The 22,238-nt window shown below is 37.9% G+C and carries 24 protein-coding genes and 1 other annotated feature; of the genes, 21 read left to right on the top strand and 3 right to left on the bottom strand.

Annotated features, from left to right (window positions below; genetic code table 11):
* The 8 genes from FFM68_RS13105 (at window position 1) to FFM68_RS05595 (ending at window position 7,882) form a co-directional block, all read left to right on the top strand.
* Window positions 1-162: a hypothetical protein gene (locus FFM68_RS13105; protein ID WP_167483454.1), complete on the top strand. Its 162-nt coding sequence runs from the start codon at window positions 1-3 to the stop codon at window positions 160-162.
* A gap of 141 nt (window positions 163-303) precedes the next feature.
* Entirely contained in the window at window positions 304-957 is a 654-nt protein-coding gene (locus FFM68_RS05570; protein ID WP_137618433.1) for a WxL domain-containing protein, read from the top strand.
* A gap of 56 nt (window positions 958-1,013) precedes the next feature.
* A complete protein-coding gene (locus tag FFM68_RS05575; RefSeq protein WP_137618434.1) occupies window positions 1,014-2,048 on the top strand; it encodes a WxLIP family cell surface protein in 1,035 nt (344 codons plus the stop codon).
* 6 nt (window positions 2,049-2,054) lie between these two features.
* Window positions 2,055-2,405, top strand: a complete 351-nt coding sequence (locus FFM68_RS05580; RefSeq protein ID WP_137618435.1) for an LPXTG cell wall anchor domain-containing protein — start codon at window positions 2,055-2,057, stop codon at window positions 2,403-2,405.
* Window positions 2,383-4,872 carry a hypothetical protein gene (locus FFM68_RS05585; protein ID WP_239585078.1) on the top strand — a complete coding sequence of 830 codons (2,490 nt, stop codon included), beginning with the start codon at window positions 2,383-2,385 and terminating at the stop codon, window positions 4,870-4,872. Before FFM68_RS05580 ends, FFM68_RS05585 begins: the two co-directional genes overlap by 23 nt.
* A 177-nt stretch (window positions 4,873-5,049) precedes the next feature.
* Entirely contained in the window at window positions 5,050-6,147 is a 1,098-nt protein-coding gene (locus tag FFM68_RS05590; protein WP_239585079.1) for an AcpB/EbpR/MafR family transcriptional regulator, read from the top strand.
* The gene (locus tag FFM68_RS13235) at window positions 6,144-6,551 is read left to right on the top strand and encodes a hypothetical protein (protein ID WP_239585080.1); all 408 of its coding nucleotides are present in this window, start codon (window positions 6,144-6,146) and stop codon (window positions 6,549-6,551) included. The genes FFM68_RS05590 and FFM68_RS13235 overlap by 4 nt, the downstream gene beginning before the upstream one ends.
* Window positions 6,548-7,882, top strand: a complete 1,335-nt coding sequence (locus FFM68_RS05595) for an FAD-dependent oxidoreductase (protein WP_137618436.1) — start codon at window positions 6,548-6,550, stop codon at window positions 7,880-7,882. The genes FFM68_RS13235 and FFM68_RS05595 overlap by 4 nt, the downstream gene beginning before the upstream one ends.
* 80 nt (window positions 7,883-7,962) lie before the next feature.
* On the opposite strand, the gene FFM68_RS13240 is transcribed toward FFM68_RS05595, so the two are convergent.
* Window positions 7,963-8,490 (bottom strand): DUF1576 domain-containing protein, encoded by a 528-nt coding sequence (locus tag FFM68_RS13240; RefSeq protein WP_239585081.1) that lies wholly within the window; start codon window positions 8,488-8,490, stop codon window positions 7,963-7,965.
* Entirely contained in the window at window positions 8,487-9,326 is an 840-nt protein-coding gene (locus FFM68_RS13245; RefSeq protein WP_239585082.1) for a DUF1576 domain-containing protein, read from the bottom strand. The genes FFM68_RS13240 and FFM68_RS13245 overlap by 4 nt, the downstream gene beginning before the upstream one ends.
* 326 nt (window positions 9,327-9,652) lie before the next feature.
* Window positions 9,653-9,884: a binding site (T-box leader), on the top strand.
* A gap of 74 nt (window positions 9,885-9,958) precedes the next feature.
* Here FFM68_RS13245 and FFM68_RS05605 point away from each other — a divergent pair.
* The gene (locus tag FFM68_RS05605; RefSeq protein ID WP_137618437.1) at window positions 9,959-10,771 is read left to right on the top strand and encodes a MetQ/NlpA family ABC transporter substrate-binding protein; all 813 of its coding nucleotides are present in this window, start codon (window positions 9,959-9,961) and stop codon (window positions 10,769-10,771) included.
* Between the two features lie 17 nt (window positions 10,772-10,788).
* Complete coding sequence (gene msrA, locus FFM68_RS05610; RefSeq protein ID WP_137618438.1) at window positions 10,789-11,295, top strand: peptide-methionine (S)-S-oxide reductase MsrA; 507 nt, start codon at window positions 10,789-10,791, stop codon at window positions 11,293-11,295.
* Window positions 11,296-11,466: 171 nt separating this feature from the next.
* On the opposite strand, the gene FFM68_RS05615 is transcribed toward msrA, so the two are convergent.
* A complete protein-coding gene (locus FFM68_RS05615) occupies window positions 11,467-12,006 on the bottom strand; it encodes a GNAT family N-acetyltransferase (RefSeq protein WP_137618439.1) in 540 nt (179 codons plus the stop codon).
* A 594-nt stretch (window positions 12,007-12,600) separates the two neighbouring features.
* Here FFM68_RS05615 and FFM68_RS05620 point away from each other — a divergent pair.
* From FFM68_RS05620 to FFM68_RS05675, 11 genes are all read left to right on the top strand, one after another.
* Window positions 12,601-13,632 (top strand): sulfurtransferase, encoded by a 1,032-nt coding sequence (locus FFM68_RS05620; protein WP_137618440.1) that lies wholly within the window; start codon window positions 12,601-12,603, stop codon window positions 13,630-13,632.
* Between the two features lie 375 nt (window positions 13,633-14,007).
* The gene (locus tag FFM68_RS05630; RefSeq protein WP_137618442.1) at window positions 14,008-14,367 is read left to right on the top strand and encodes a 4Fe-4S dicluster domain-containing protein; all 360 of its coding nucleotides are present in this window, start codon (window positions 14,008-14,010) and stop codon (window positions 14,365-14,367) included.
* Complete coding sequence (locus FFM68_RS05635; protein ID WP_137618443.1) at window positions 14,364-15,119, top strand: heterodisulfide reductase-related iron-sulfur binding cluster; 756 nt, start codon at window positions 14,364-14,366, stop codon at window positions 15,117-15,119. Before FFM68_RS05630 ends, FFM68_RS05635 begins: the two co-directional genes overlap by 4 nt.
* Window positions 15,120-15,129: 10 nt before the next feature.
* On the top strand, window positions 15,130-16,368 hold the full coding sequence (locus FFM68_RS05640; protein WP_137618444.1) for an ABC transporter substrate-binding protein: 1,239 nt from the start codon (window positions 15,130-15,132) through the stop codon (window positions 16,366-16,368).
* Window positions 16,361-17,215, top strand: coding sequence for an ABC transporter permease (locus FFM68_RS05645; RefSeq protein ID WP_137618445.1), 855 nt, complete (start codon window positions 16,361-16,363; stop codon window positions 17,213-17,215). Before FFM68_RS05640 ends, FFM68_RS05645 begins: the two co-directional genes overlap by 8 nt.
* Complete coding sequence (locus tag FFM68_RS05650) at window positions 17,212-18,006, top strand: ABC transporter permease (protein WP_137618446.1); 795 nt, start codon at window positions 17,212-17,214, stop codon at window positions 18,004-18,006. The genes FFM68_RS05645 and FFM68_RS05650 overlap by 4 nt, the downstream gene beginning before the upstream one ends.
* Complete coding sequence (locus FFM68_RS05655; RefSeq protein WP_137618447.1) at window positions 17,990-18,985, top strand: ABC transporter ATP-binding protein; 996 nt, start codon at window positions 17,990-17,992, stop codon at window positions 18,983-18,985. Before FFM68_RS05650 ends, FFM68_RS05655 begins: the two co-directional genes overlap by 17 nt.
* A complete protein-coding gene (locus FFM68_RS05660) occupies window positions 18,982-19,662 on the top strand; it encodes a TIGR04283 family arsenosugar biosynthesis glycosyltransferase (protein ID WP_137618448.1) in 681 nt (226 codons plus the stop codon). The genes FFM68_RS05655 and FFM68_RS05660 overlap by 4 nt, the downstream gene beginning before the upstream one ends.
* A 13-nt stretch (window positions 19,663-19,675) precedes the next feature.
* On the top strand, window positions 19,676-20,671 hold the full coding sequence (locus tag FFM68_RS05665; protein WP_137618449.1) for an aminoglycoside phosphotransferase family protein: 996 nt from the start codon (window positions 19,676-19,678) through the stop codon (window positions 20,669-20,671).
* Entirely contained in the window at window positions 20,664-21,329 is a 666-nt protein-coding gene (locus FFM68_RS05670) for a TIGR04282 family arsenosugar biosynthesis glycosyltransferase (RefSeq protein WP_137618450.1), read from the top strand. Before FFM68_RS05665 ends, FFM68_RS05670 begins: the two co-directional genes overlap by 8 nt.
* Window positions 21,326-22,192 carry a nucleoside hydrolase gene (locus FFM68_RS05675; protein ID WP_137618451.1) on the top strand — a complete coding sequence of 289 codons (867 nt, stop codon included), beginning with the start codon at window positions 21,326-21,328 and terminating at the stop codon, window positions 22,190-22,192. The genes FFM68_RS05670 and FFM68_RS05675 overlap by 4 nt, the downstream gene beginning before the upstream one ends.
* Window positions 22,193-22,238: the final 46 nt, after the last annotated feature.

The raw sequence follows: 22,238 nt of genomic DNA on the forward strand, positions 1-22,238 counted from the left end.
TTGTCAAATCAATTCGTAGACTATGGGATTAAGAATTATAGCAATGAACTTCAGTCAGAAGTAAAAAACACAACAGAATCATTATTAAACTTAAGTACCATTCATGCGGCTTTGAATGGCTTTGTTGAACTATTTATAACGACAACGATGGTCAAAAAATAGCTAAATAACTGGTTGTGACGGGAAGATTATGTCGTGTTTTTCATTTAGGATCAAAAACTCATATCAATTGACGAAAATATGATGATTTTTTGATAGCCTTTACATTTATAATGAGTCCACAAGAGTAAAGGAGAGATTACTATGAAAAACAAAATTATTGGCGCAATGTTATTTTCAACAGTTTTACTTAGCACTTTGGCAGCAACACCAGTTTTTGCGGCAGATGCCCCTCAACCAGCAACTTCAAAAGGAACAGTTAGTTTTACTGAAGCTACTGGACCCGTTGATCCCGTTGATCCAACGCAACCTGGTACTGGGAATACAGGACCATTGACGATCGATACAGTTCCTGATTTTGCATTTGGCGAACACGAAGTTACTGGATCATCACAAAAATATACATCAACAAATACGGGAGCACCTTATTTGCAAGTTTCTGACCGCCGCGGGGTAGGCGTAGACGGACAAGCTCAAGGCTGGGTCGTAGACGTTTCGATGTCCGAATTCTCAGATGGTACGACAACACTTCCTGGAACGGAACTTTCGATTGGTACAGGACTTGTTGATGCTCCGGATACAAACACGAATAAAGGAGCATTACCTACAGCTAGTGCAGTTAATCTAACACCTACAACAGCAGCTACTACAATTCTTACTGCTGATAAAGGCAAAGGTCTTGGAACTTGGATGGAAGCGTTCGATTCAGCAAGTGTGAACTTAACAGTACCTCAACAAGCAAAAGGTGCATTTGAATCAACACTAACTTGGACAATCAGTGCAGCTCCAGTTGAATAAAAAATAAATTTAAGGGGAGCGATTTTGCTCCCTTTTTGAAAGGATAGTGGTCAATAGTGAATCAAAGAAAACGATTGCTTTTTGTATTTTTTACCGTTTTAGGGATGTTTTTTAGTTTTCCAATGATCAGTCACGCCGCCGATGCTTCGGGAGATTTTGGTGTGAAACCAGTTTTTCCAGAGAATCAACTAGACAAAGCAATCGGTTATTTTGATTTGTTAGTGACTCCTGAACAAGAGCAGACGTTGGAAGTGACCCTCACAAATTCTGCTGATAAGGAAAGAGCATTTGAAGTTTCTATCAATCCAGCGGTGACCAGTGATGGTGGAACGATTGATTATGGGCAAGAGAAGCCGCGTTTAGATGAAAGTTTGCCGTTTGACGTACGGGAAGTGCTGACGATTGAAAAGAAGGAATATACGGTCGCTGTTAAATCAGAGATAACGATTCCGATCAAAGCAAAAATTCCAGCTGAAGCATTTACTGGTCGTGTTCTTGCGGGAATTCATGTCACTCCTAAAGAGGAAGAGGGAAAGAATTCTTCTAAAAAAGATGGCGTCCAAATAAAAAATCGAATCGCATATAATCTTGCGGTAGTTTTACAAGAAAGCCAAGACGCAGTCACACCGGATTTGAAGCTTTTGTCAGGCGATGTAGTTGCCGTGAATGCCAGTCCGACTGTTCAATTGTTTTTTCAAAATCCAAAACCGACGATCATCAATAAGCTAATTTTTACAAGCAAAATTTATTATGAAGATCAATTATACATTGAAAACACTTCGAATGAATTTTTAGTAGCTCCTAGTTCAAATTTTCATTTAAATCTTGATTTAGATGGAGGACGCGCAAAAGCTGGGAACTATCGAGCAGAGATTGTTGCAAAATCGGGTGAGGATTACGAATGGCATTTTACCCAAAAATTCACGATTAAAGAAGAAGAAGCTAAAAAAGTCAACGAAAATTCTATTTTTGCCGTTGAAGAAAAGAGCTTCCCTTGGATCTACATTATTCTCGCTGTGATTGCACTGCTGTTGCTTATTATTTTAATTGTCTATTTGAAACGTCGCAAAAAGGATGAGGAACCAAAGTAAAATGAGGTGATTTTGTTGAAAAAACTATTGTTAAAAGGAGGATTAATCGTAAGCCTGCTGCTTGTTGGAGGGCAGCAGGTCCATGCCGTAGAAGAGACAAGTAGTCAGGCAACCATCACATTTTATGATCCCAGCCCAGTTCCCAAACCAGTTATATCGATAAATGATGAGACCGCAGGTAAAGTGAATAGTCAGCCAGTAATAACCAGCAAAAACAAAAGACTTCCCCAAACCAATGATAAACCGCTGAATTATTTAGTTTCATTTATTGGCGGCGAATTGATTTTACTTAGTCTAGCTATTTTGTGGAAACGACGGAAGGAGGAGGAAGATGATGAACAAAAAAATAGTAACTGATCTTCTTTCCCTTTTTCTTTTGTCCGTGATTCTAACTGTGGGAATTTTTGGACTATCCAAACCAGTAAATGCGGTTGGGGTAACACCGCCAACTATTGCATATGATCCAGATACTTATGAAAATATCACACCGACAAATGGAACAAACTCCAATATTTTTGGGCAACCAAAGATTGATGGCGGCAAGGTCGTTCAATTGACTGGAGCCGATCAATTACCCAAATTGAATGTTACCTACACAAACGATAGTTCGAATGATCCTTGGAAAGGCGGAAAAATCGGGTTTCATTGGGAAAGCCATGTGGAATTGACGAACTATTTAGATGTAATAAATATTCCTGCTCAAGGGTTTGCTTTTGTAGCGATCATCAATTTACCTAAACATGTTTCAAGTGAGGATGTTTTAAAGGCAATCGACTGGGACAATGCGTACTTAAAAATTAATGGGTCGAATATTAAACTAACGGAAGGTGGTCTAATGTCAGCCGGGAACCATACACTGCGATTTGGTATGGGTTCATGGGACAATGGAAATATTGTAGGTTCAATTTTCAATATCATCACTCAGCCTGGATTCAATGCTGGGAATATTCCGATTGTTTTTGATATTACCGTCGATGTTGCAAAGATGACTGCAAGCGGCGACAAATATGACACCAGCCCAAACAAAGTACTAACAAAAGGCAAACTGCAACCTTCTACTACAAAACTCGCCGATTTTTCTGTAGATTTCTATGATTCGAATAATGTGGTTCAAGATCGGGTATGGCCAGGAATTAGTCCAGGTGGACGTTTTTATCCTAAACTAACAAATGGGGCACTGAATCCTACTACATACGCAAAAACATCAACTTTCAAATTACCAACATGGAACAGCTATATCTCTCCATGGGATACGACGAATAAGTATAATAGTTTTGCTGATACAACTGAGTACGTTGACAACAACAACCTGAATCTTCCTGGAACAACCAACAACCGAATCTTGACAATGGGACTCTCAGAAGGAAGTTTTGCCCAGCAACCAACAAATCGTTTTAATCGAGTAGTGAATTTTTTTACTGGGAAGAATGAAACGACTGGGGCAACATTAGCTCATACACCGACACAAACACTCGGATTGAATCAGCAAACAAATATTTTATATACAGGAAAAGATGCCGGGGGAACTGCGTTGTCACCTGTCACCTTAAAGGTACTTGAAAAATATGCTGTAGATGGCACAGTCAAACCAACAAACTTGGAACCAGATAGCCAATGGGGAAAACTACTTACCAGTGCCCCCTATCAAGTGAACGCGGTCTGGCGAGCGAGCGATTTGACAGCAGGGTCCATTCATTACCGGCTGTACAATAAAACAACACAAAAATTAGTGGGAACTTTTGAAGACAAATTATTTCAAACGATTTTAACGAATAATGGTGGTGATAATTCAGCAACCACAACACTACCGGCACTTGCTTCGGGTCAATATTATTTTGATTATAAATTGATGGACGATACCCTTTCAAAAGCATATCCAAATCTTGCCTATAAATGGCAGTCAGAACAAACGGGTATCTCGAATTTGAAAGCAATTACGGTGGCTGGTTTTCCAACGATTTCTAAAGAAAGTTATTTGAAAAATCTTAGTCGAACGCCAGAGACAGGAAAACCCTTGATTGCTTTGGCTGGTGATACTGTTCAAGAAACTATTACGTTTACCTTAGATAAAATGGGGGATTCTTTAGCAGATAAAAAAGTAAGCGTTGCGCTTCCGGGAAATGTTACTTATGAAAAGGGTAGTTTATCATTGAATGGGACGGTGATTCCTGATGATGGTATTCAAAATGGAATAAGTATACCTGCACAATATTTAACAAAAGCTGGAGATAAAGTGACGATCACCTACAAATATAAGATAGATACGAATACTGCAACGACAAATGCCATCGATTTGCCGACTAAATCGGCTGTATTATCAGGAAACATTGCGTTATCTGACGGAACAAAGTTACCATTTACAGAAGTCAAGACAGACGCTAATTTGATCCAGATTCCTAAGCAAGAATTAGCTTTGGTAGATGTGCCCGACGATTTTACTTTTGGTAATGATCTTCCAGTGCCAACACAAGCAGTATCTTATAAGGCGAAGGGTGATTTCTCTTTTGATGTAAAAGATACACGTTTGCCAAGCACAGATTCTGTATGGCAGCTTTCTGGCAGATTGACTACGCCATTTAGAACTGCAGAAGGTAAAGAATTGAATGCGGGTCTATATTTTAGTCATAATGGAAATAAGATTCCGATCACTAAAGACAACGCGATGATCTATCAAAATGATGGTGTGAAAAAGGGGGATATTTCGGTTGACTTTCCAAGCAGTGATGGGCTACTGTTAGAGTTAAGCAATAGCACGTATACTCAGGCAGACACAACTTACCAAGGTGCCGTCACTTGGGAGCTGTCAACCGGTCCAGTGAAGTAAGAAAGCTAATAAGCAGTCATCAAAATGTTGACTTCAACTCAAATACAAACTTTTTGAGTTGAAGTTTTTTCTATTGATGAAATAGATAGTACTGCCAAAATAGTTGAATCAAGCTTTCTGAGCTAGTTTGCCAATATCGGCTGCTAAAAATGAACTGATATTAGGAGGATAATAGACTTGGAATTGTTCAGTTTACTTGAGAATAATGAACAACGTCAAATTAGAATTTTTCAACTTTTATTGGAGCACAGCAACCTTTCTATTAATGAAATGCTCGTTCAGCTATCGGTCGATCGAGCGACATTTAAAGAAGATCTGTCACTTTTAAAGGAAAATCTTGCAAAATTCGATGGACAAATAGTTCTTGATGTCAGTGATGGAAAAATTTTCTTGCGGCGACTGGGAAATTTATCAATGACAGATGTATATTACTCATATTTGAAAGATGCTGTAAAGTATCAAATTTTGATGTATTTGTTAGAATATGGGAGTTTTGAACGGCAAAAGATTTTAGATTTATTGAGCCTCAGCTCTGCTACATTTACTAGACGAATTAGAGAAATAAATGTTTTGTTAGCGGAATTTCATTTGCAAATAAAAAATGGGAAACTGCTTGGATCTGAAAGTCAGATTCGGTATTTTTATTATCACTTGTTGTGGTTTGGACGTCCCTATTTAGTAAATCTTAGGGAATTTGAAGATACTACTAGTGACATTTTGTTGAACCTATTGAAAAAAGAATTTGGCTTTCCATTTACTGATGATGGCCAAATAAAGTTTAAAATTTGGATGGCGATCACGAGAAAACGATTGCGTAACATAAAAAAAGAAAATCCTAACTATGAAAATCTGCCCAATCAACTTTTTGAAGAAAATGCCTTCCTATTATCTTTACAAGCAATTTTAGCTCGTTTTTTCATTCAACATGCCTTTGTTTGGAATCAGAACGAGACATTGGTTTTTTATATTTTTATGATTTCCAATTTTACGCTGGATACTGAGAATGCTCATGTTCATAAATTTTTATTGCAAGAGAAATCAAGAGATAGTTTGGTCGTTCAACTAAACGGGCTGTTTAAAGCGACACTAGATGAAATTTTTTATAGGTATACTTTTACAGATACCTTTTCAGATAAAATTGCCTTGACCATCATCCAAAACCATTCACGGCTTGTTTATTTCAGGGGATGGGTCAACATTTTTGGACATCAGGGATTGCAGTCGCGAGTGAAAAAATCAATGAACAGAAGATTTTGGACGTTTGTGAAACTTTGACTCAACGGGCACTTGAAATTTCAAATTATTCTGAATTTGATAAACAAAATATTCAATTAGAATTATTCATCCGCTATGCTTCAGTTTTACAAATAATTTTTAAAGAAGTAGAATCTTGTATCAACGTTGCTTGTGATTTTTCATATGAACGGATCATGATTGATGCGGTGATCGAGATAATCAGGGAACGGATAACGGCAACGTTCCCAATAACTCTAACTAGATACAACAAAAATAATCAATATGATATTATTTTAACGAATCAAGTCAAAGAATATCCGTTGCAAAAGAATGCTCGAGTATTTGTGATGTTAAGTAATGAGTATGATTTTGATTTTCCATATGTAAATGAAATCTTAAAAGAATGTTACTTAGAAAAAATCGATTTGAGGATGAGGTCATGAAAATTGTGATTATTGGCGCCTCTCATGGTGGGATTGCCGCTGCGATGAGTTTGTGCAAGCTAACAAGTAAAAACGAGGTTTATTTAATTGATAAAAAACCTTTGCATGCTTTGGGTTATATTTCTAGTGGAGTTAATCTGCACTTTCAAAATATCATTCAAGAGTTGACTGAGGTGACGACAGATGTCCAGCCTTTGATCGACTTAGGTGTGAACATATTAACTGAACGGCAAGTAATGGATATCGATCCGAAGAATCACAAGTTGTTTTTGGAATATGAAGACCAGGAAGAAATTTTTTCATACGATAAATTGATCCTTGCTATGGGATCTTCTCCCACTGCGGTCAATACGATTATTGACGCGGAGAATGTCTTTACGTATAAAGGGTTGGAAGAATCTCAGTATGTGCTGGATTCGTTAGAAAAAGCTCAGCAAATTGTGATCTTTGGTGCAGGATACATTGGATTAGAGTTGGCAAATGTGTTAGCGGCAACTGGTCGTGAAATCCATTTGATTGATAATATGCCGATGATCCTTTCCCGCTATTTTGATTCTGACATGATCGAAGAAGTCCAAGATTCATTGAATGCCCAAGGAATCCATTTTTATCCGAACGAATTTTTGATTGATTATCAGGCTGTCGATAATAAAGTCAATAAAGTCTGCCTGTTGTCTAAAACAATTGAGGCAGATACAGTGATTTTTCCATCTCAGGCTCAGCCTAACACGGGATTTTTGCGAGATAAAGTTGCCTTGAACGAAGATGATACAGTTATCGTGAATGATTATTTACAAACAAGTGAACAAGATATTTATGCGATCGGTGACATCGTTCCAATCACGTATTCTAAGACAGCCCATGTATTCATGCCGTTAGTTACGCGGGCAGTGCATATGGCACGGGCAGCGGCATTGTCATTGATCGGGCACGCCATTCCTTTTGATCGAGAAAATAAAGTAAGTGCTACTAAAATTATGGATTACTTTTTGGGATCAGTAGGAGTGACAGAAGAAGAAGCACCGTTTTTAGACATGGATGTCGGCTCCATTCAGACTGAAGTATGTTTGACACCTACTTATATCGCTCAACAAAAAATAGCAAAAGTAAAATTGATTTATCAGAAAGACACGATGGAAATAATTGGCGCACAGCTAGTTAGCAAGGAACACTTGCTACAAGATTTAAATTTATTGAGTGCTTTGATCCAGCATAAGACGACAATCCTAGATTTAGCAGTCGAAAATTTTTGTTTCGTACCACAGTATACGCCGTTGTTTCATTATTTAAATGAGCTGGCTTTCCAAGTTTTACAACAAACGAGCGATTAATTTATTAGCAGCAATACGAAAACAACATGGCTTCACTATGCAAAATAGTGAAGTCATGTTGTTTTTTGCGAGGACAGTTTCTAGTTACTGCGATTACGTTCACTGATAGATTGTTTTTCCTTATTTTTATTGAGCTTAAATAAAAAAGTTTGCGGGAGTCTCTGAAATTTAAAAAGTAGTTGTTTTTCAAAGTGAATGGTCTGCAGATAAAATTTCTGACAATAAAATTTGATTCGTAGGTTTCGATAAAACAGTCTGCGGATAAAATCTAATAATAAAACCGTAACGCCACCAGCAAAACCGCAATGGTATAAATTGATTCCGGCTGCTAAGTATTGTGAATTTCTGGTGATCAAAGAAAAAAGAAATCCCGCTAGTGTACCAGCTAGTAAACCATGTTTGCGCGTCATTGGCGACAATGTGCTGGCAAAGAGAATGATGACGATATTATTAGTGCTAGCTGTGTCTCGATAAATAAATTGTGCAACCAATAAAACACCTAAAACTGGAAATAAAAAGTAGCGAAGTTTGAAATTGTACATACTGAATCCAGCAAAGGTCAAAATCGCTCCGACTAAAATGCCGCTAAGCGGAACATTTAAAATCAATGGAACAAATACGCCAAGAAATCCATGCAAAGAAAAACAAAGGATTTTTTTAAGTCTAGCAAATGTTTCGAGTAAGTGGAACTCAGCAGGTAAAAACACAAATTTGCCAAAATCGGAATCGTAAATAATGCAATTAGAAAATAGAGCAGTGAAGGATGGTGTTCAAAAGCAAGTGAGTGGGGAACCATTTCGATTGCTAAAATATTTTTAGTAGTCAAATTGCCGATAATCCCGATCATACCGGCAGAAAATCCCATATTATAGAGATTCAATTCTTTTGTATGCGCTTTAAAAAATTCGAAAATCGGTAAGCTTACGTAGCCAATCAATAGTCCAACGATCAATGCAATCAATTTAGCTGAAACAAAAAAATGATTCGGTGCACAATAGATTGTACTAACAATCGGCGATAGACACGTGCTTAAAAGACCCATGACTAATAAATCCTGCCGTTTTGAATGATGGATCTTTAAATAAATCAAGCATCCTAAAACGATTGGCGCAGAATTAACAATATTTTTACCGAAGAAAGAAAATCCAGCTAGCATCATAATGACCGAAACTGTCAGCGAACAAAAATGGTGCCGATGTTTACGTAGTATAAAAAGGCTGCTTAGTGTCAGTAGTCCGCTATTTAAAAAGGCTGGACCAACACCGGCGATCTGAACGTAATCTGTAATCAAATTACTCGGTGAATAAATGATCTGCCGCATTCCTGAAATCAAAATTTGTGGACTAGCTAAAAAGAATGCAGCCAATGTAATTATCAAACCAAAGGACAGTAAAAAAATAAAAATAAAGGTAGTAGAAAGCAGTGTCTGATCAATTTTTTTCAAAAAACCACACTCCTGTTAAGTAATAATGTTGGAAGTACCTACTATTTTTAAAGTACGCAAAATTTTTAACTAGAATTTTACGAAGCTGAAAATTTCATATTTCCTCGCAAGTCAAAATATAAAAAAACAAATTGGTATATTTTTATTATACATTATTCTTGAGACCAATGAGATAAATAACTATAAAAAAACGTATAGAGTCAAATTGATACGTGGATTTCTCAGCTTGAGATTTTTTAGCAACATTAGCAAATGGTGTTAAATGAAAATTCAGAATTTTTTGATTGCATATTGATTTTATTTATATTAGAATAACTTTAATCAATCGATGTGCTATGAAGAGAAGAGTAATTGACCGCGAAACGATTAAAGAGACCCTCGGCAGGTGAAAAGAGGGATCGTGGAAAATCAATGAAGATGAGCTCTGAGCATTCAGTTTGTTCACGCAAGCTGAACGGGAAGCGACCGTTACATTGCCGGGTATAATTGTACCGTTGAGGTATTATCTGTGAGGATGATACGAATAAGGGTGGTAACGCGAAAATATTCGTCCCTTTATTTATCAGTGTTCTGGTAAGTAAAGGGATGGATATTTTTTTTATTTGTCAAAAATTTTGGGGAGTGTGTTAAGGATGAAAAAACTTAGTTTAACGATAGTGATTTTAAGCGCAATAATTTTTTTGGCTGCTTGCGGCTCTGATTCAGCGAAGGTAGATAAAATAAAAATCGGGGCATCCCCCACCCCTCATGCTGAAATTCTGGAACATATCAAACCAGAATTGAAGAAAAAGGGGATCGATTTGGAAGTTGTGAAATTTGATGATTATGTTCTGCCGAATAAGGCGTTAGCAGATGGCGAGATTGATGCGAATTATTTCTCGACTGTTCCGTACTTCAATTTACAAAAGAAAGAAAACGGCTATAAATTCTCTAATATTGGAGCGATTCATTTAGAGCCAATGGGGATCTATTCACACAATATAAAAAAGGTCAGCGCTATTCCTGACGGGGCAAAAGTCATCGTTTCAAATGTACCTTCTGAATGGGGACGGGTCTTAAATATTTTTGTAAAAAACAAATTGATCAAAATCAAAGCAGGAGTAGCAATCGACAAAGCGACGTTTGATGATATTACCGAAAATCCTAATAAACTGGTTTTTGAACACAGTGTTGATCCAACGTTGTTAACCTCAGCTTATGAAAACAACGAAGGAGATCTAGTTGCAATCAATTCTAATTTCGCTTATGAAAAGGGGTTGAATCCGGTAAAAGATTCATTGATGATCGAACAAAATGATTCTCCTTATGTAAATATCGTTGCAACTAAGACAAGCGACAAATCAAATAAAGACATCAAAAAAATCGTTGAAGTATTACATGAACCAAAAGTTCAAAAATGGATTGAAAAAGAATGGGGCGGCTCTGTCGTACCAGTCAACGAATAGAAAGAACAGGTGATAAAATGGAACGAGCAATTTTTGCAGGTGGATGTTTTTGGTGTATGGTCAAACCTTTTGACAGTCTTCCGGGAATCGAATCAGTGATTTCCGGCTACACAGGCGGAACAAAAGAAAATCCGACTTATTTAGAAGTAAAAAGTGGAACAACTGGTCATACTGAAGCAGTGGAAATCATCTTTGACCCCGCGTTGATTTCATACCGTGAATTAGTAGAAATTTATTGGCAGCAAACAGATCCTACCGATGCTTTTGGTCAGTTTGAAGATCGCGGCAGCAGTTACCGGCCAGTCATTTATTACTTTGATGACACTCAGCAAAAAGTAGCAGAAGCAAGCCGTGCTGATTTACAAAATAGCGGCCACTTTGAGCGGCCTATCGTGACTCAGATCGAACCAGCCAGCACTTTCTATCCCGCAGAAGAAGAACATCAAGATTATTATCAGCGAAATCCCGAAAACTATCAAAAAAATGCTAAGCGAAGAAAAAAATTTATCGCTGAATTTTGGTAAGCAGAGATAGTCAGAGGCAGAATGCACAAAAAACTAAAAAGAATCTTTGATGCAAACCACAAGAACAAGCCATTATAAAATAGAAGAAAAAATAAAAGCCCCGTTAAAATCAGCTATAAAGTTGATCTTAACGGGGCTTTTAGTGGAGTAATAACGATTGGCGAGCAAAAATCAATCAACAGCAGCTAAGATATTCAAAATTCTTTGATAATTTTGATCCTGAAGAATATCATAATTCAATTTCCTATATAGTTTTACCGCGTGATGGCTCCACGTTTGAGTACTCAAATAAAGATCTCGATCCGGATAATAGCGATGGAGCAGTTCGGTCACGCGGATCGTTAAAGCTTTGGCCAAGCCTTTTTTCTGTTCTTCAGTAAGTACCGCTAACCAATGAAGCCGCGGTTCATTTTCTTCTGTCCACCAAGCAGTAAAAGTCGCGACTTTGTTTCCTTGAGGATTTTCAATAAAGAGCATTCGGCGTTTTAATTCTTCTTGGTAAGGCATAAATGATCGTTGAAAATAATCAGCAGCGGTTTGTTCGGTATCAAATTCTAACACAGCCGTTTCGATTCGGCACCAGTCTTTTTCATCGCCAGGTTGATAAAAAACCATGCGATAGCCTTTCGGTAATTGGATAGTTGGCAATGAAGGTGCATTTGATGGTCGAAACATTGCAAATGGGATGAAAGGAACAGACTTATCCAGCATAACGAGACCTCCTTTTTTCTAACAAAAGCGTATCATGTAAAAATAGCAAAAGCTACTATTAATAAATAGAGAACAGTTGATTTTTAAAGTACGGCCTTCTTTTACTAGAATGCAATGCCTAACAGTCTCAGCACTTAGCAGATTATTTTTCTGATCAAATAAACTAAATTTAATCGAGCAGTATTTTTGATTAACTTACAAAAACTAAAAAATAATCATTTTTTCACAAAGCAAGTTTCTGTTCTTTTTAACCAAATGCTATTGATAAATGAGCATCGTTTCGCTATACTCGGTAAGTAAAAGTATCCAGTTTCAAACTTGAGTGGTGGGGGTGTTCGCATGCTTAAAAACTATCAACGTTGACTATGAAGTCAAGCATTGCTTAGAGTTGCTAAGCGAGTAGAACATTCGACTTTCCTCCAATCAACTTTTTTTACAACCTATTAGAAGGGTTTTTAAGTGCGTAAAAAAATAGTGTCAGGGGGAAACATACTGATTGAGTATGTTTTTTTGTTGTGCTTAAAAGGGGTCTTTGTTACTACTGAAAACGGTTTAAGTGAAAATAAAAACAAAAACATTTGAGGAGTAGTAAAAATGAAAAAAATAGTTGCAGTAATCAGTTGTTTGTTATTAACAGCGTTAGTAGTTTATTCAAAAACAGAGGAAGTTCACGCAGCAGATAAATCAACCAAAGTTCAACGATTAGTAGATAGCAAAGATATCAAAGACAGTGACTTTTTTGTTGATGCAAAATGGTTAAAAAAACAAATGAAAAACGATGACAAAACAGTCGTAATCGAAGCTTCTTATGGTGAAGGCAAAGATTATAAAAAAGCCCATGTTCCTGGAGCATTCCATATGGATACAATGGAAATCGAAACTGAAGAAAACAATTGGAATATCTTAGACGCTGAAACATGTAAAGCAGCATTCTTAAAACGTGGTGTCACAAAGACAACACCTGTCGTTATCTATTCTAGCGACATCAATGCGGCAGCACGGATGGCTTTTGTTGCTTATTGGTTAGGTGTCGATCAAGTGAAGATTTTAGATGGCGGTTTGAGTGCTTGGGAAAAAGCGGATTATAAAGTAGAAAAAGGTACAGAAAAAGCAAAAGCTGCAACTGATTTTGGTGCAGAAGTTCCAGGACGTCCAGAAAGCTTGATCTCAACATCTGCTGATTTAGTAGCAGCTAGAGAAAAAAATCCTGATTTAGTCCTTGCAAGTGTCCGTTCATGGAAAGAATTCACTGGTAAAATCAGCGGTTACGATTATATTGAAAATGCTGGCGAACCTGAAGGCGCGGTTTATGCAAAAGCAAGTAAAACTAGCGCAGATGTTGCCCGTTTATTGAACAGTGATGGCACCGTCAAAGAACCAACTAAAATTTTTGCTGCTTGGGAAAAATGGGGAATCACACCAGATAAAGAAGTCGCTTTCTATTGCGGAACTGGCTGGCGTGCAGCAACAACTTTCTTTATCACGAAACAAGAAGGTTGGAAAGATGTAAAACTATTTGATGGTGGTTGGTACGATTGGGACAAATCACATCAAAAAGATCCAAGTAAATACCCAGTTCAAGTTGGCGACCCAAGAGATGAAGACAACTTGAAAATTTTAGACTAATGAAAGTACTTCGTTACTTTTTCCATGTTCTACAACTGGGATTGATTTATGCCATCTATTTAATGGATGATCTATACAAAAATCATTTAGGTTTTATGCGGAATGTTTCATTTTATTCCCAAAAAATTGAAGCTAGTATGTTCGGCAGCAAGTTATTTTTGCTGCCGCTCTTATTAGTGGTGGTGTCTGTTTTTTTAATAATCAAAAAAAGAAGTTGGGAATGTCTTTTGCTGATTATCTTAGGAATTTTATTTCTGGTATGGCAGACGATGTTTACGCTAGCAACTACACCAATCTACTATTTGGTTAGTGGGATTTTAGTTGTAGGCTGTTTGTTGCAAGTAATCAATATTTTTCTAAAAAGGAGCTAATCTGATGGATTACTCGGAAAAAACAATCGAAATGGCACGGCTGATTGCAGAAAATTGTACAAGCTGCAAACATTGTATGACGGATTGTCTTTTTTTACAACAGTATTGCCAAGATCCGCAAAAATTATTTCAACAATTTTTGAAAGAGGGGCTTGAACCGATCATTCCGTATTCTTGCATGTTATGCGGTCGTTGCAGTGTTGTTTGTCCGTTACAGTTAAAATTAGATGAAGCTTTTTTAGCAATACGTCAAGATTTGATCAAAGATGGCTTGCCTTTGAAAGAATTGAAAAGTGTCGAATGGCATCAGAAACTTTCAACTAGCAGACTTTTTTCAGCTGTGAATCGAGGGGATAAAAAATGAAATATGGTTTTATGGCGGGCTGTTCGCTAAGTTCCAGCAGTCCAAAACAAGTCGCGCAGATCATTGAATACTTGCAAGGCTATTATCCTGATTTAGCAGTCATTCAAGGTTGTTGCGGAAAACCGACACGTTTGATCGGACAAGAACAATTATTTCAAGAACGCTTCAGTCATTTGACTGATCAAGTTCATCAAGCAGAGATCGATGAATTAATCGTTGCTTGTCAAGGCTGTATCAAAACGATGACGATTCAAAATCAATTTCCGACCGCTTCTTTATGGGTCAAGATGGCAGAATTAGGCTTGCCTGAAGAAGCCCTCGGCAAAGCAAAAGACAGCGATGTCGTTTTTTCAATCCAAGATTCTTGCCCAACGAAAGAAATGACAGAGATTCATCAAGCGGTCCGCTATTTATTAGACCAATTAGGCTATCAAGTTGCGCGCAATCGTTTGTCGGGGAAAAACACTTTATGCTGTGGCATGGGAGGAATGTGTGGTGTCACAAACCCAGTATTAGCAAAAAGTTTTACTGAAAAACGTGTGCAGGATTTTAAGACGGATCATATTGTAACTTATTGTGCTAGCTGTACTTCAGCGATGATTCTCGGTGGCGGTCAAGCGTGGCATTTATTAGATTTGATTTTTGGCGATGTTATCTATCAGGAAGATAACAGTCCCGCACATCCACTAGCCAGTCCAGTCAAAGCATGGAAAAATCGCTATCAATCTAAAAAAATAGTGACAAAGATATAGAGGAAAAACAATGAAAAAATGGTTAATCGGTATATTAGCAGCAGGAGTACTTTTTTCTTTAACTGCTTGCAAAACAGGTGAAACAAAAGCAACGAAAACGACAGAATCCATCAGCAGTTTTTCTGAGGCTGTCAAAAAAAGCAAAGGCGATACAGTAACGTTTTATGGTTACGGTGGTGATGAAAAAGCTAATGCTTGGGTCGATGAAGTCATCACACCGGCTATGAAAGAAAAATATGACATCACGGTCAAACGTGTGCCGATGGATATCGATCAGATTTTGAATAAGCTGACTACTGAAAAAGAAGCCAACGCAAAAACTGGAGATATCGATGTTGTTTGGATCAATGGTGAGAACTTTTTTACAGCGAAACAAGCCAAGCTGCTTTATGGTCCAATCACAAATAAAATCGAAAGTTTCGATCAATTGATGGATGTAGACGGTCATGATGCAAACTATGATTTTGGTGTCAAAATCGATGGGTATGAAGTGCCTTATGGTAGTGCCCAATTAGTTTTTGCCGGAAATAAAGAGAAATTCACCTCGGGTTTTCCCACGGATACACAGGCTTTATTGGGATACGCTAAAGCAAATCCTGGGAAAATTACGTACACAGCACCACCGGAATTTACTGGTAGCGCCTTTATCCGCAATGTGATCTGTGATATCGTAGGTTATGATAAAGTAGAAAAAGCTGCATCAGATAAAGAAGAGTTATATAAAGTCATCAAACCAGGGCTAGATTATTTAAATGAAATCAAACCTTATTTATGGCAAAAAGGGGAAACGTACCCAACAACGACTGCGGAATTTGATCAAATGTTTGCCGCAGGGCAGATTGATCTAAATTATAGTTATTCGCAAATGCACGTAGCAGAAAAACGCAGTGACAAGGAATTTCCGGCAACGACGGAATCTTTCTTGTTTGATAAAGGAACGATCGCCAATCAAAATTATTTGGCTGTCGCAAATACTTCAAAGGTCAAAGCGGCTTCATTTGTTTTGATTAATGAAATGACCAGCGAATCGGCGCAATTAAAAAAAGCTGAAGCTAAATACGGCTATAGTATTCCGCCATTCGATTCTAAAAAATTATCAAAGGAAACCAACCAGAAATTGACTGATCTTTATAAAAATCAAGGAGTTCTTTCGCTTGAAGAAATGCAGGAAAAACAGATTCCTGAGCTGCAAGCGGAAAAAATTCCAATGATCGAAGCATTGTGGAAAGAGCATGTTTTGCATGAATAAAAAAAAATTAGCAGTAATTCCCTTTTTCGTTTTAAACGGGACAGTGATCTTTGCTGCATTGTTCAAGGGATTGCAAATTAGTTTAGGATATTATCCTGTAATTGGGCTGCAAGAGATTACCGCAGCCCATTATCGTCAAGTCTTAACAGATCCTTTTTTTCAAAAGTCGCTAGTTTACAGCTGTTACTTAGCTTTAACCGCGACTTTTTTGTCATTGTTGTTGGGGATTGGTCTAGCATTTTTGCTTTTAAAGACAAAAAAAAGCGCACTGAATAAAATAATTAGTCTGCCAATTTCTTTACCGCACATCATCGTGGCGTTGATGGTGATGCAAGGGGTCAGTCAGTCCGGGATCATTTCTCGCTTGTTCTATCAATTAGGCGTTATTCATGAAATCAATCAATTTCCTTTATTGATTCATGATTCAGCTGGCTTTGGAATTATTTTAGTGTTCCTTTATAAAGAAATTCCTTATGTTGCAGTGACTACCTTAGCTATTTTGCAGCAACTAGAATTAGGATACATACAAGTCGCTAAAAATTTAGGCGCCTCTAGGATGCGGATCTTTTTTTCAGTAATTTTACCGATGATCCAAAGAACAGTGATCACTTTGTTCGTCATTCTTTTTTGTTTTACTTTTGCTTCATTTGAAGTGCCATACTTACTAGGAAATCCAAGCAATCAGACAGTGGCGTTAACAGCTTATGACTTGTTTTCACAAGCTGATTTGACTACTCGACCACAAGCGTTTGCTTTGAATTTGGTGATGTCAGGAATTTGTTTGATCGTGACGCTGATTGCTCTGATCATCAGTCGTCTATTGCCGGGAGGGGAGAAAACAACATGAGGCTCTCGTCCAAAAGAAGTTACTTTTTCGGATTTTTTGCCGCTGTACTTACATTATTACCGCTGTTTTTGCTAGTACTGTGGTCAGTCAGTAAGAAGTGGCAGTATCCAGGTCTTTGGCCGCAAGAAATCGGACTTAAAATTTTTAAGCAAATGATCAATGAACCTAGTTTTTTGCCAGCTAGTTTAAATAGTTTGCTGATTGCTTCAATCACTACACTGATAAGTCTTTTGATCGCCGTCCCAGCGGCTCGGTATTTTGCATTCCAGACGATTCTATCTCAACGTTTGATTGAAGTGCTGATCTACTTGCCGCTGATTTTACCCGCGATTGCAGTGATTACTTCTAGTCAAGTATTATTTCTGCAATTACATTTGACAGGAACGTTCAGCGGAATCATTTTAATCCATACTTATCTCTGTTTACCGTATGCGATGCAAGTTTTGTTAGCCAGCTATCGTCAATTAGGAGAAGGGTATAGTTTAACCGCCGAAAGTTTAGGTGCCAACTCGTGGTCGATTTTTTGGCAAATTACCTGGCCATTATTAAGACCTGGAATGACGACTGCTGCAAGTTTGGTTTTTATCGTGTCATTTAGTCAATATTTGCCGACTTTTTTCATCGGCGGTGGTCGGATCCTCACGCTGCCATTAGTATTACTGCCATATGCCAATAATGGGCGCTTCGGCTTAGCTTCAGCATATAGTTTAGTTTTTTTAGGCTGTACGATGTTGGGCGTATTTGTATTCAAAAAAGCGATAGGAGGAATCCAGCGTGGGACTAAGCGTTAAAAACTTACAATTGAAGTATGGAAAAAAAGAGATTTTCCATGATTTATCTTTTGATGTGAACGAAGGCGAAATCGTCGCACTCTTTGGACCGTCGGGTGTTGGTAAAACGAGTTTGCTCAAAATGATCGCTGGGATTCAGCCGGCAGAAAAAGAAGCGATCGTTTTTACCGACAATTTTTCACAAGCTAATACAGTGTTAGTTTTTCAAGATTTCTGGCTGTTTCCGCATATGAATGTAGTTGAAAATATTGCCTTTGGCTTGAAAGCTCACAAATTTTCAAAAGACGAAATCGTAAGAAAAACAGCGAACATCCTAGAAGTATTTGATTTGCTCGGGCTAGAACAACATTTTCCAGATCAATTATCAGGTGGGCAGAAACAGCGTGTCGCTTTGGCACGTGCACTTGTATTAGAACCAAAGTTGTTATTGCTAGACGAACCATTTGCCAATCTAGACGACCAACTGACGCGCTCTATGCGGACTTACTTGCAACGACTGCAAGAAACGTATCGTTTTAGTATTATTTTAGTTACTCATGATCGTGATGAGGCTTTTCACTTGGCTGATCGAATGGTTATTTTACTTGATGGGACGATCCAGCAGATCGGCAAACCACAAGAGATTTATTTCTATCCTTCGAATCGGCGAGTTGCCGAAACGATTGGAGAAACGAATTTTATTCCAGGAATTATCACGGATCGTTGTTTTAAGACAGACGAATTTGACTTGAGCGTTCAAAACCCGACACAATTAGCTGGTGAAGGATTGCTTTTTATTCCATATGGTATGGAAATGCAGGTCAGTGATAGTGGTATCCCCGCATTTATTGAAAGTTGCGAATGGATACCTAATGGCCAACAAGTAAAAGTTAGGATCGGCAAGACAAGTTGTACGTTTACTAATTTAACTGAAAAAGTAATTGCTGGAGAGACTGTTTTTCTAAAACCAGTCGATTGGTTACAGGTGATGAAGCAATGATTTCAATTATTATTCCTGTTTTAAATGAAGAAAAAAGGCTGGCAAACTTATTGCGTGAATTAAAACAATTAGACGATCGTGTTCCTTTTGAAATCATTGTTGTCGATGGGGGCAGTCAAGATCAAACTGTTGAGGTTGCAAAAAAATTTGTGACAGTTTATCAGGTAAAACAAGCCAATCGTGGGGGGCAGTTGAAGTTTGGTGTCGAAAAAAGCAGCGGTGATATTTTGTGGTTTTTACATAGTGATAGCGTGATAAAAGATTATCAGCAAGCGTTGTCGCAAATCCAAAAGGCAGTAGACAATCCTTGTTACAGTGCAGGATATTTCAAACTAGCTTTTGATTCGTCAGAATTTTTTTTCCGTTATTTGGCGAAGACGTCTAACTTACGGGCGGAGTATCTTGGTTTGATTTTTGGAGATCAAGGATTATTTACAACCCGTAAACAATATGATCAGGCAGGTGGATTTGAAACAATACCGCTGATGGAAGATTGGCGTTTGAGCCGCAAATTACGAAAGCAAGGGAAATTTTGTCCACTTTCGCTAACGATCACCACTTCAAGCCGGCGTTTTCGCAAAGGAAAGATTCGTACACATTTAAAGATGCATCGAATCAAGTTGCTTTATTTATTAGGCGTGTCACCTGATAAATTAGCAAAGCGTTATTATAAATAAGAAGGAGTCAGCTATGTTAGCAAAAATTCGAGCTTATTTGAAAGAAAAGCAACTGATTGAAAGATTATACTTAAAAGAACCAATTACAGTTGAATTTCTAGCACAAGGTGAATACAACCAGAATTTTTTGATTTCTGATGGGGAAGTCAGCTATGTCTTTCGCTTGAATTATGGGAGTCAACTGCATTTGGCTAATCAGATCAGTTATGAATACCATGGCTTAAAGTGGCTAGAGCGAACGGGTCGGACACCAAGAGTCTATTATTTAGATGATCATCGCGACTTTTTTTCACAGGGATTATTGATCATGGAATTTTTACCAGGTCAGCCTTTAAACTATCGAAAAGACCTGTCGGAAGCAGCGCGGATCTTTGGACAGATACACCAACAACCCATCGATGAACGTGCAGCACGGATCTTTGTAAAAGAAAAAGAGACAATCTTATCTGATCGAGTAACGGAATGCCAACAATTGCTGGAACCCGTGTTAAAAAGCGATGTTGTACCGTTACAGGCTAAAAAACAGTTAGCAGCTGCGCTAGTCTGGTGTCAAAATAACACTGCTCAGCAACAATTTTTTATCGATTTGGATCAATGGTCGATCACTAATACAGAGGTGAATTCCCATAATTTTATTATTGGAGAAAAAGGTTTTTTGATTGATTGGGAAAAACCGGTCATCAGTCATCCAGTACAAGACCTATCTCAATTTTTAGCTTCAACGACAACTCTTTGGCGCAGCAACTTAATTTTGGATCAATCTGAAAAAAGGGATTTTCTTACGCGGTACATCGCTGAAACACAATTTGAGCGGCAGTCAATGGAAGAGGCATTAAAAATCTACCACCCGTTTTTGATGTTGCGGGCTTTAGCGTGGTCTGCGATGGCTTATGACAGCTATCAAAAAGAAACAAAAAAATTAACAAACCAAGAAATTTTCAAAAAAGTCACTGCTTATTTGGAAGAAGATTTTTTACGACAGGCATTAAAGGAGCAAGTCATTGAATAAATACGCCTATATTTTATTTACTCGGGTTCCTGTACCCAATAAAGTTAAAACTCGGTTGCAAAGTCTGCTTAGCGGTGAAGAAGCGTGTCAAGTTCAACGTCAAATTTTGCAAGATAGTTTTACCAAATTTGGACAGTTGAGTACGCAAGGAATCGATCTATATTTGGCTTACTCTGATGAAGGAGATCCCGCGGAGTTATTTTCAGCTATGCCTGAATCATTTCATGCGTTTGAACAACGAGGCAAAACGATCGGTCAGCGGATGAATCACGCACTGAAGTTTGTTTTTGCAAAGGGTTATGAAAAAGTCGTGCTGACTGGCAGCGATATCCCCAATTTGAATGCACACACGATTCAGTCGGCATTGGATCAAATGCAAGATGTCGTAATAGGACCTTCATCGGATGGGGGGTATTATCTCATCGGCAGTCGCTATGGAATTGATTTGACCCCTATTTTTGAGACGGATATTGTGTGGGGGAAAAACGAGGTATTAAAAGCAACCTTACAGTTTCTGACTGCGTATGACGTTGCATTATTATCTCCCTTACAAGATATTGATTATCCGGCTGATCTAAAGCGGATCTATCCTGAGTTGCGGACAGAAAATTCCTATTTGTTGCAATGGTTGGAGAAAAATAGAGGAGTGTTAGAATGAGAAAAGTCATTTTTGATTGTGATAATACTTTTGGTTTAGCCAATCGAGACGTCGATGACGGCTTGACTCTGTTTTACTTATTAGGGGCGCCAACGATTGAATTACTCGGTGTAACATTGACGTATGGCAACGGCAACATAGAAGAAACTGAAAAAATGACGCAAACAATCCAGACACGATTGCAGCTATCATTTGATTATTATGCAAACAAGCAAGCTGAATTTTTAGTTGAGCAAGTCAATCAATTTCCAAATGAAATCACGGTACTTGCGACAGGTGCTTTGACCAATTTATTTGCAGCACAAAAAATCGATCCTAGATTTTTTGAAAAGCTTCGAGAGGTCGTTTTGATGGGAGGAACTGTCGAACCGTTGGTAGTGAATCAACGACCGGTGACTGAGCTGAATTTCTCCTGTGATCCAGCCGCTGCTAAAGCAGTATTGTTAAGTCAAGCCCAGCTGACTATTATGAATGGTCACATGACTGCACAAGCATTTTTCTCCGATAGAGAACTTGATCAATTTTTGCAGGATGCAGAAGCGGTAGTCGATCGGCAATCACTCAATTGGTTGAAAGCAACGTTAGAAAAATGGATCTTGTGGAACGAAGCAACGTTTGATTTTCGCGGCTTTTGCAATTGGGATATGACAACTGCTGTATATTTGGAGCATCCGGAATTTTTCAGCGAGGAATATTATTACTTGGCGAAAGAGCAATTGGGGCTTTATAAAGGGAGAATAATGTTGACGGATAAATCAAAAAACTTAGTAAAAATGCCGAAGCGGCTATTGGCTATTTCTGAATTCAATCAATTAGTAATCAGACGGATGGTTAATGGACTTAGGCAAACAAAAATAAATTAGTCAGGAAATGGTCTCGTTTTTCTCAATAAAAAATTTAATAACTACA

This window comes from Enterococcus xiangfangensis, from assembly GCF_005405365.1.
In the GTDB taxonomy this organism is placed as follows: Bacteria; Bacillota; Bacilli; order Lactobacillales; family Enterococcaceae; genus Enterococcus_A; species Enterococcus_A xiangfangensis.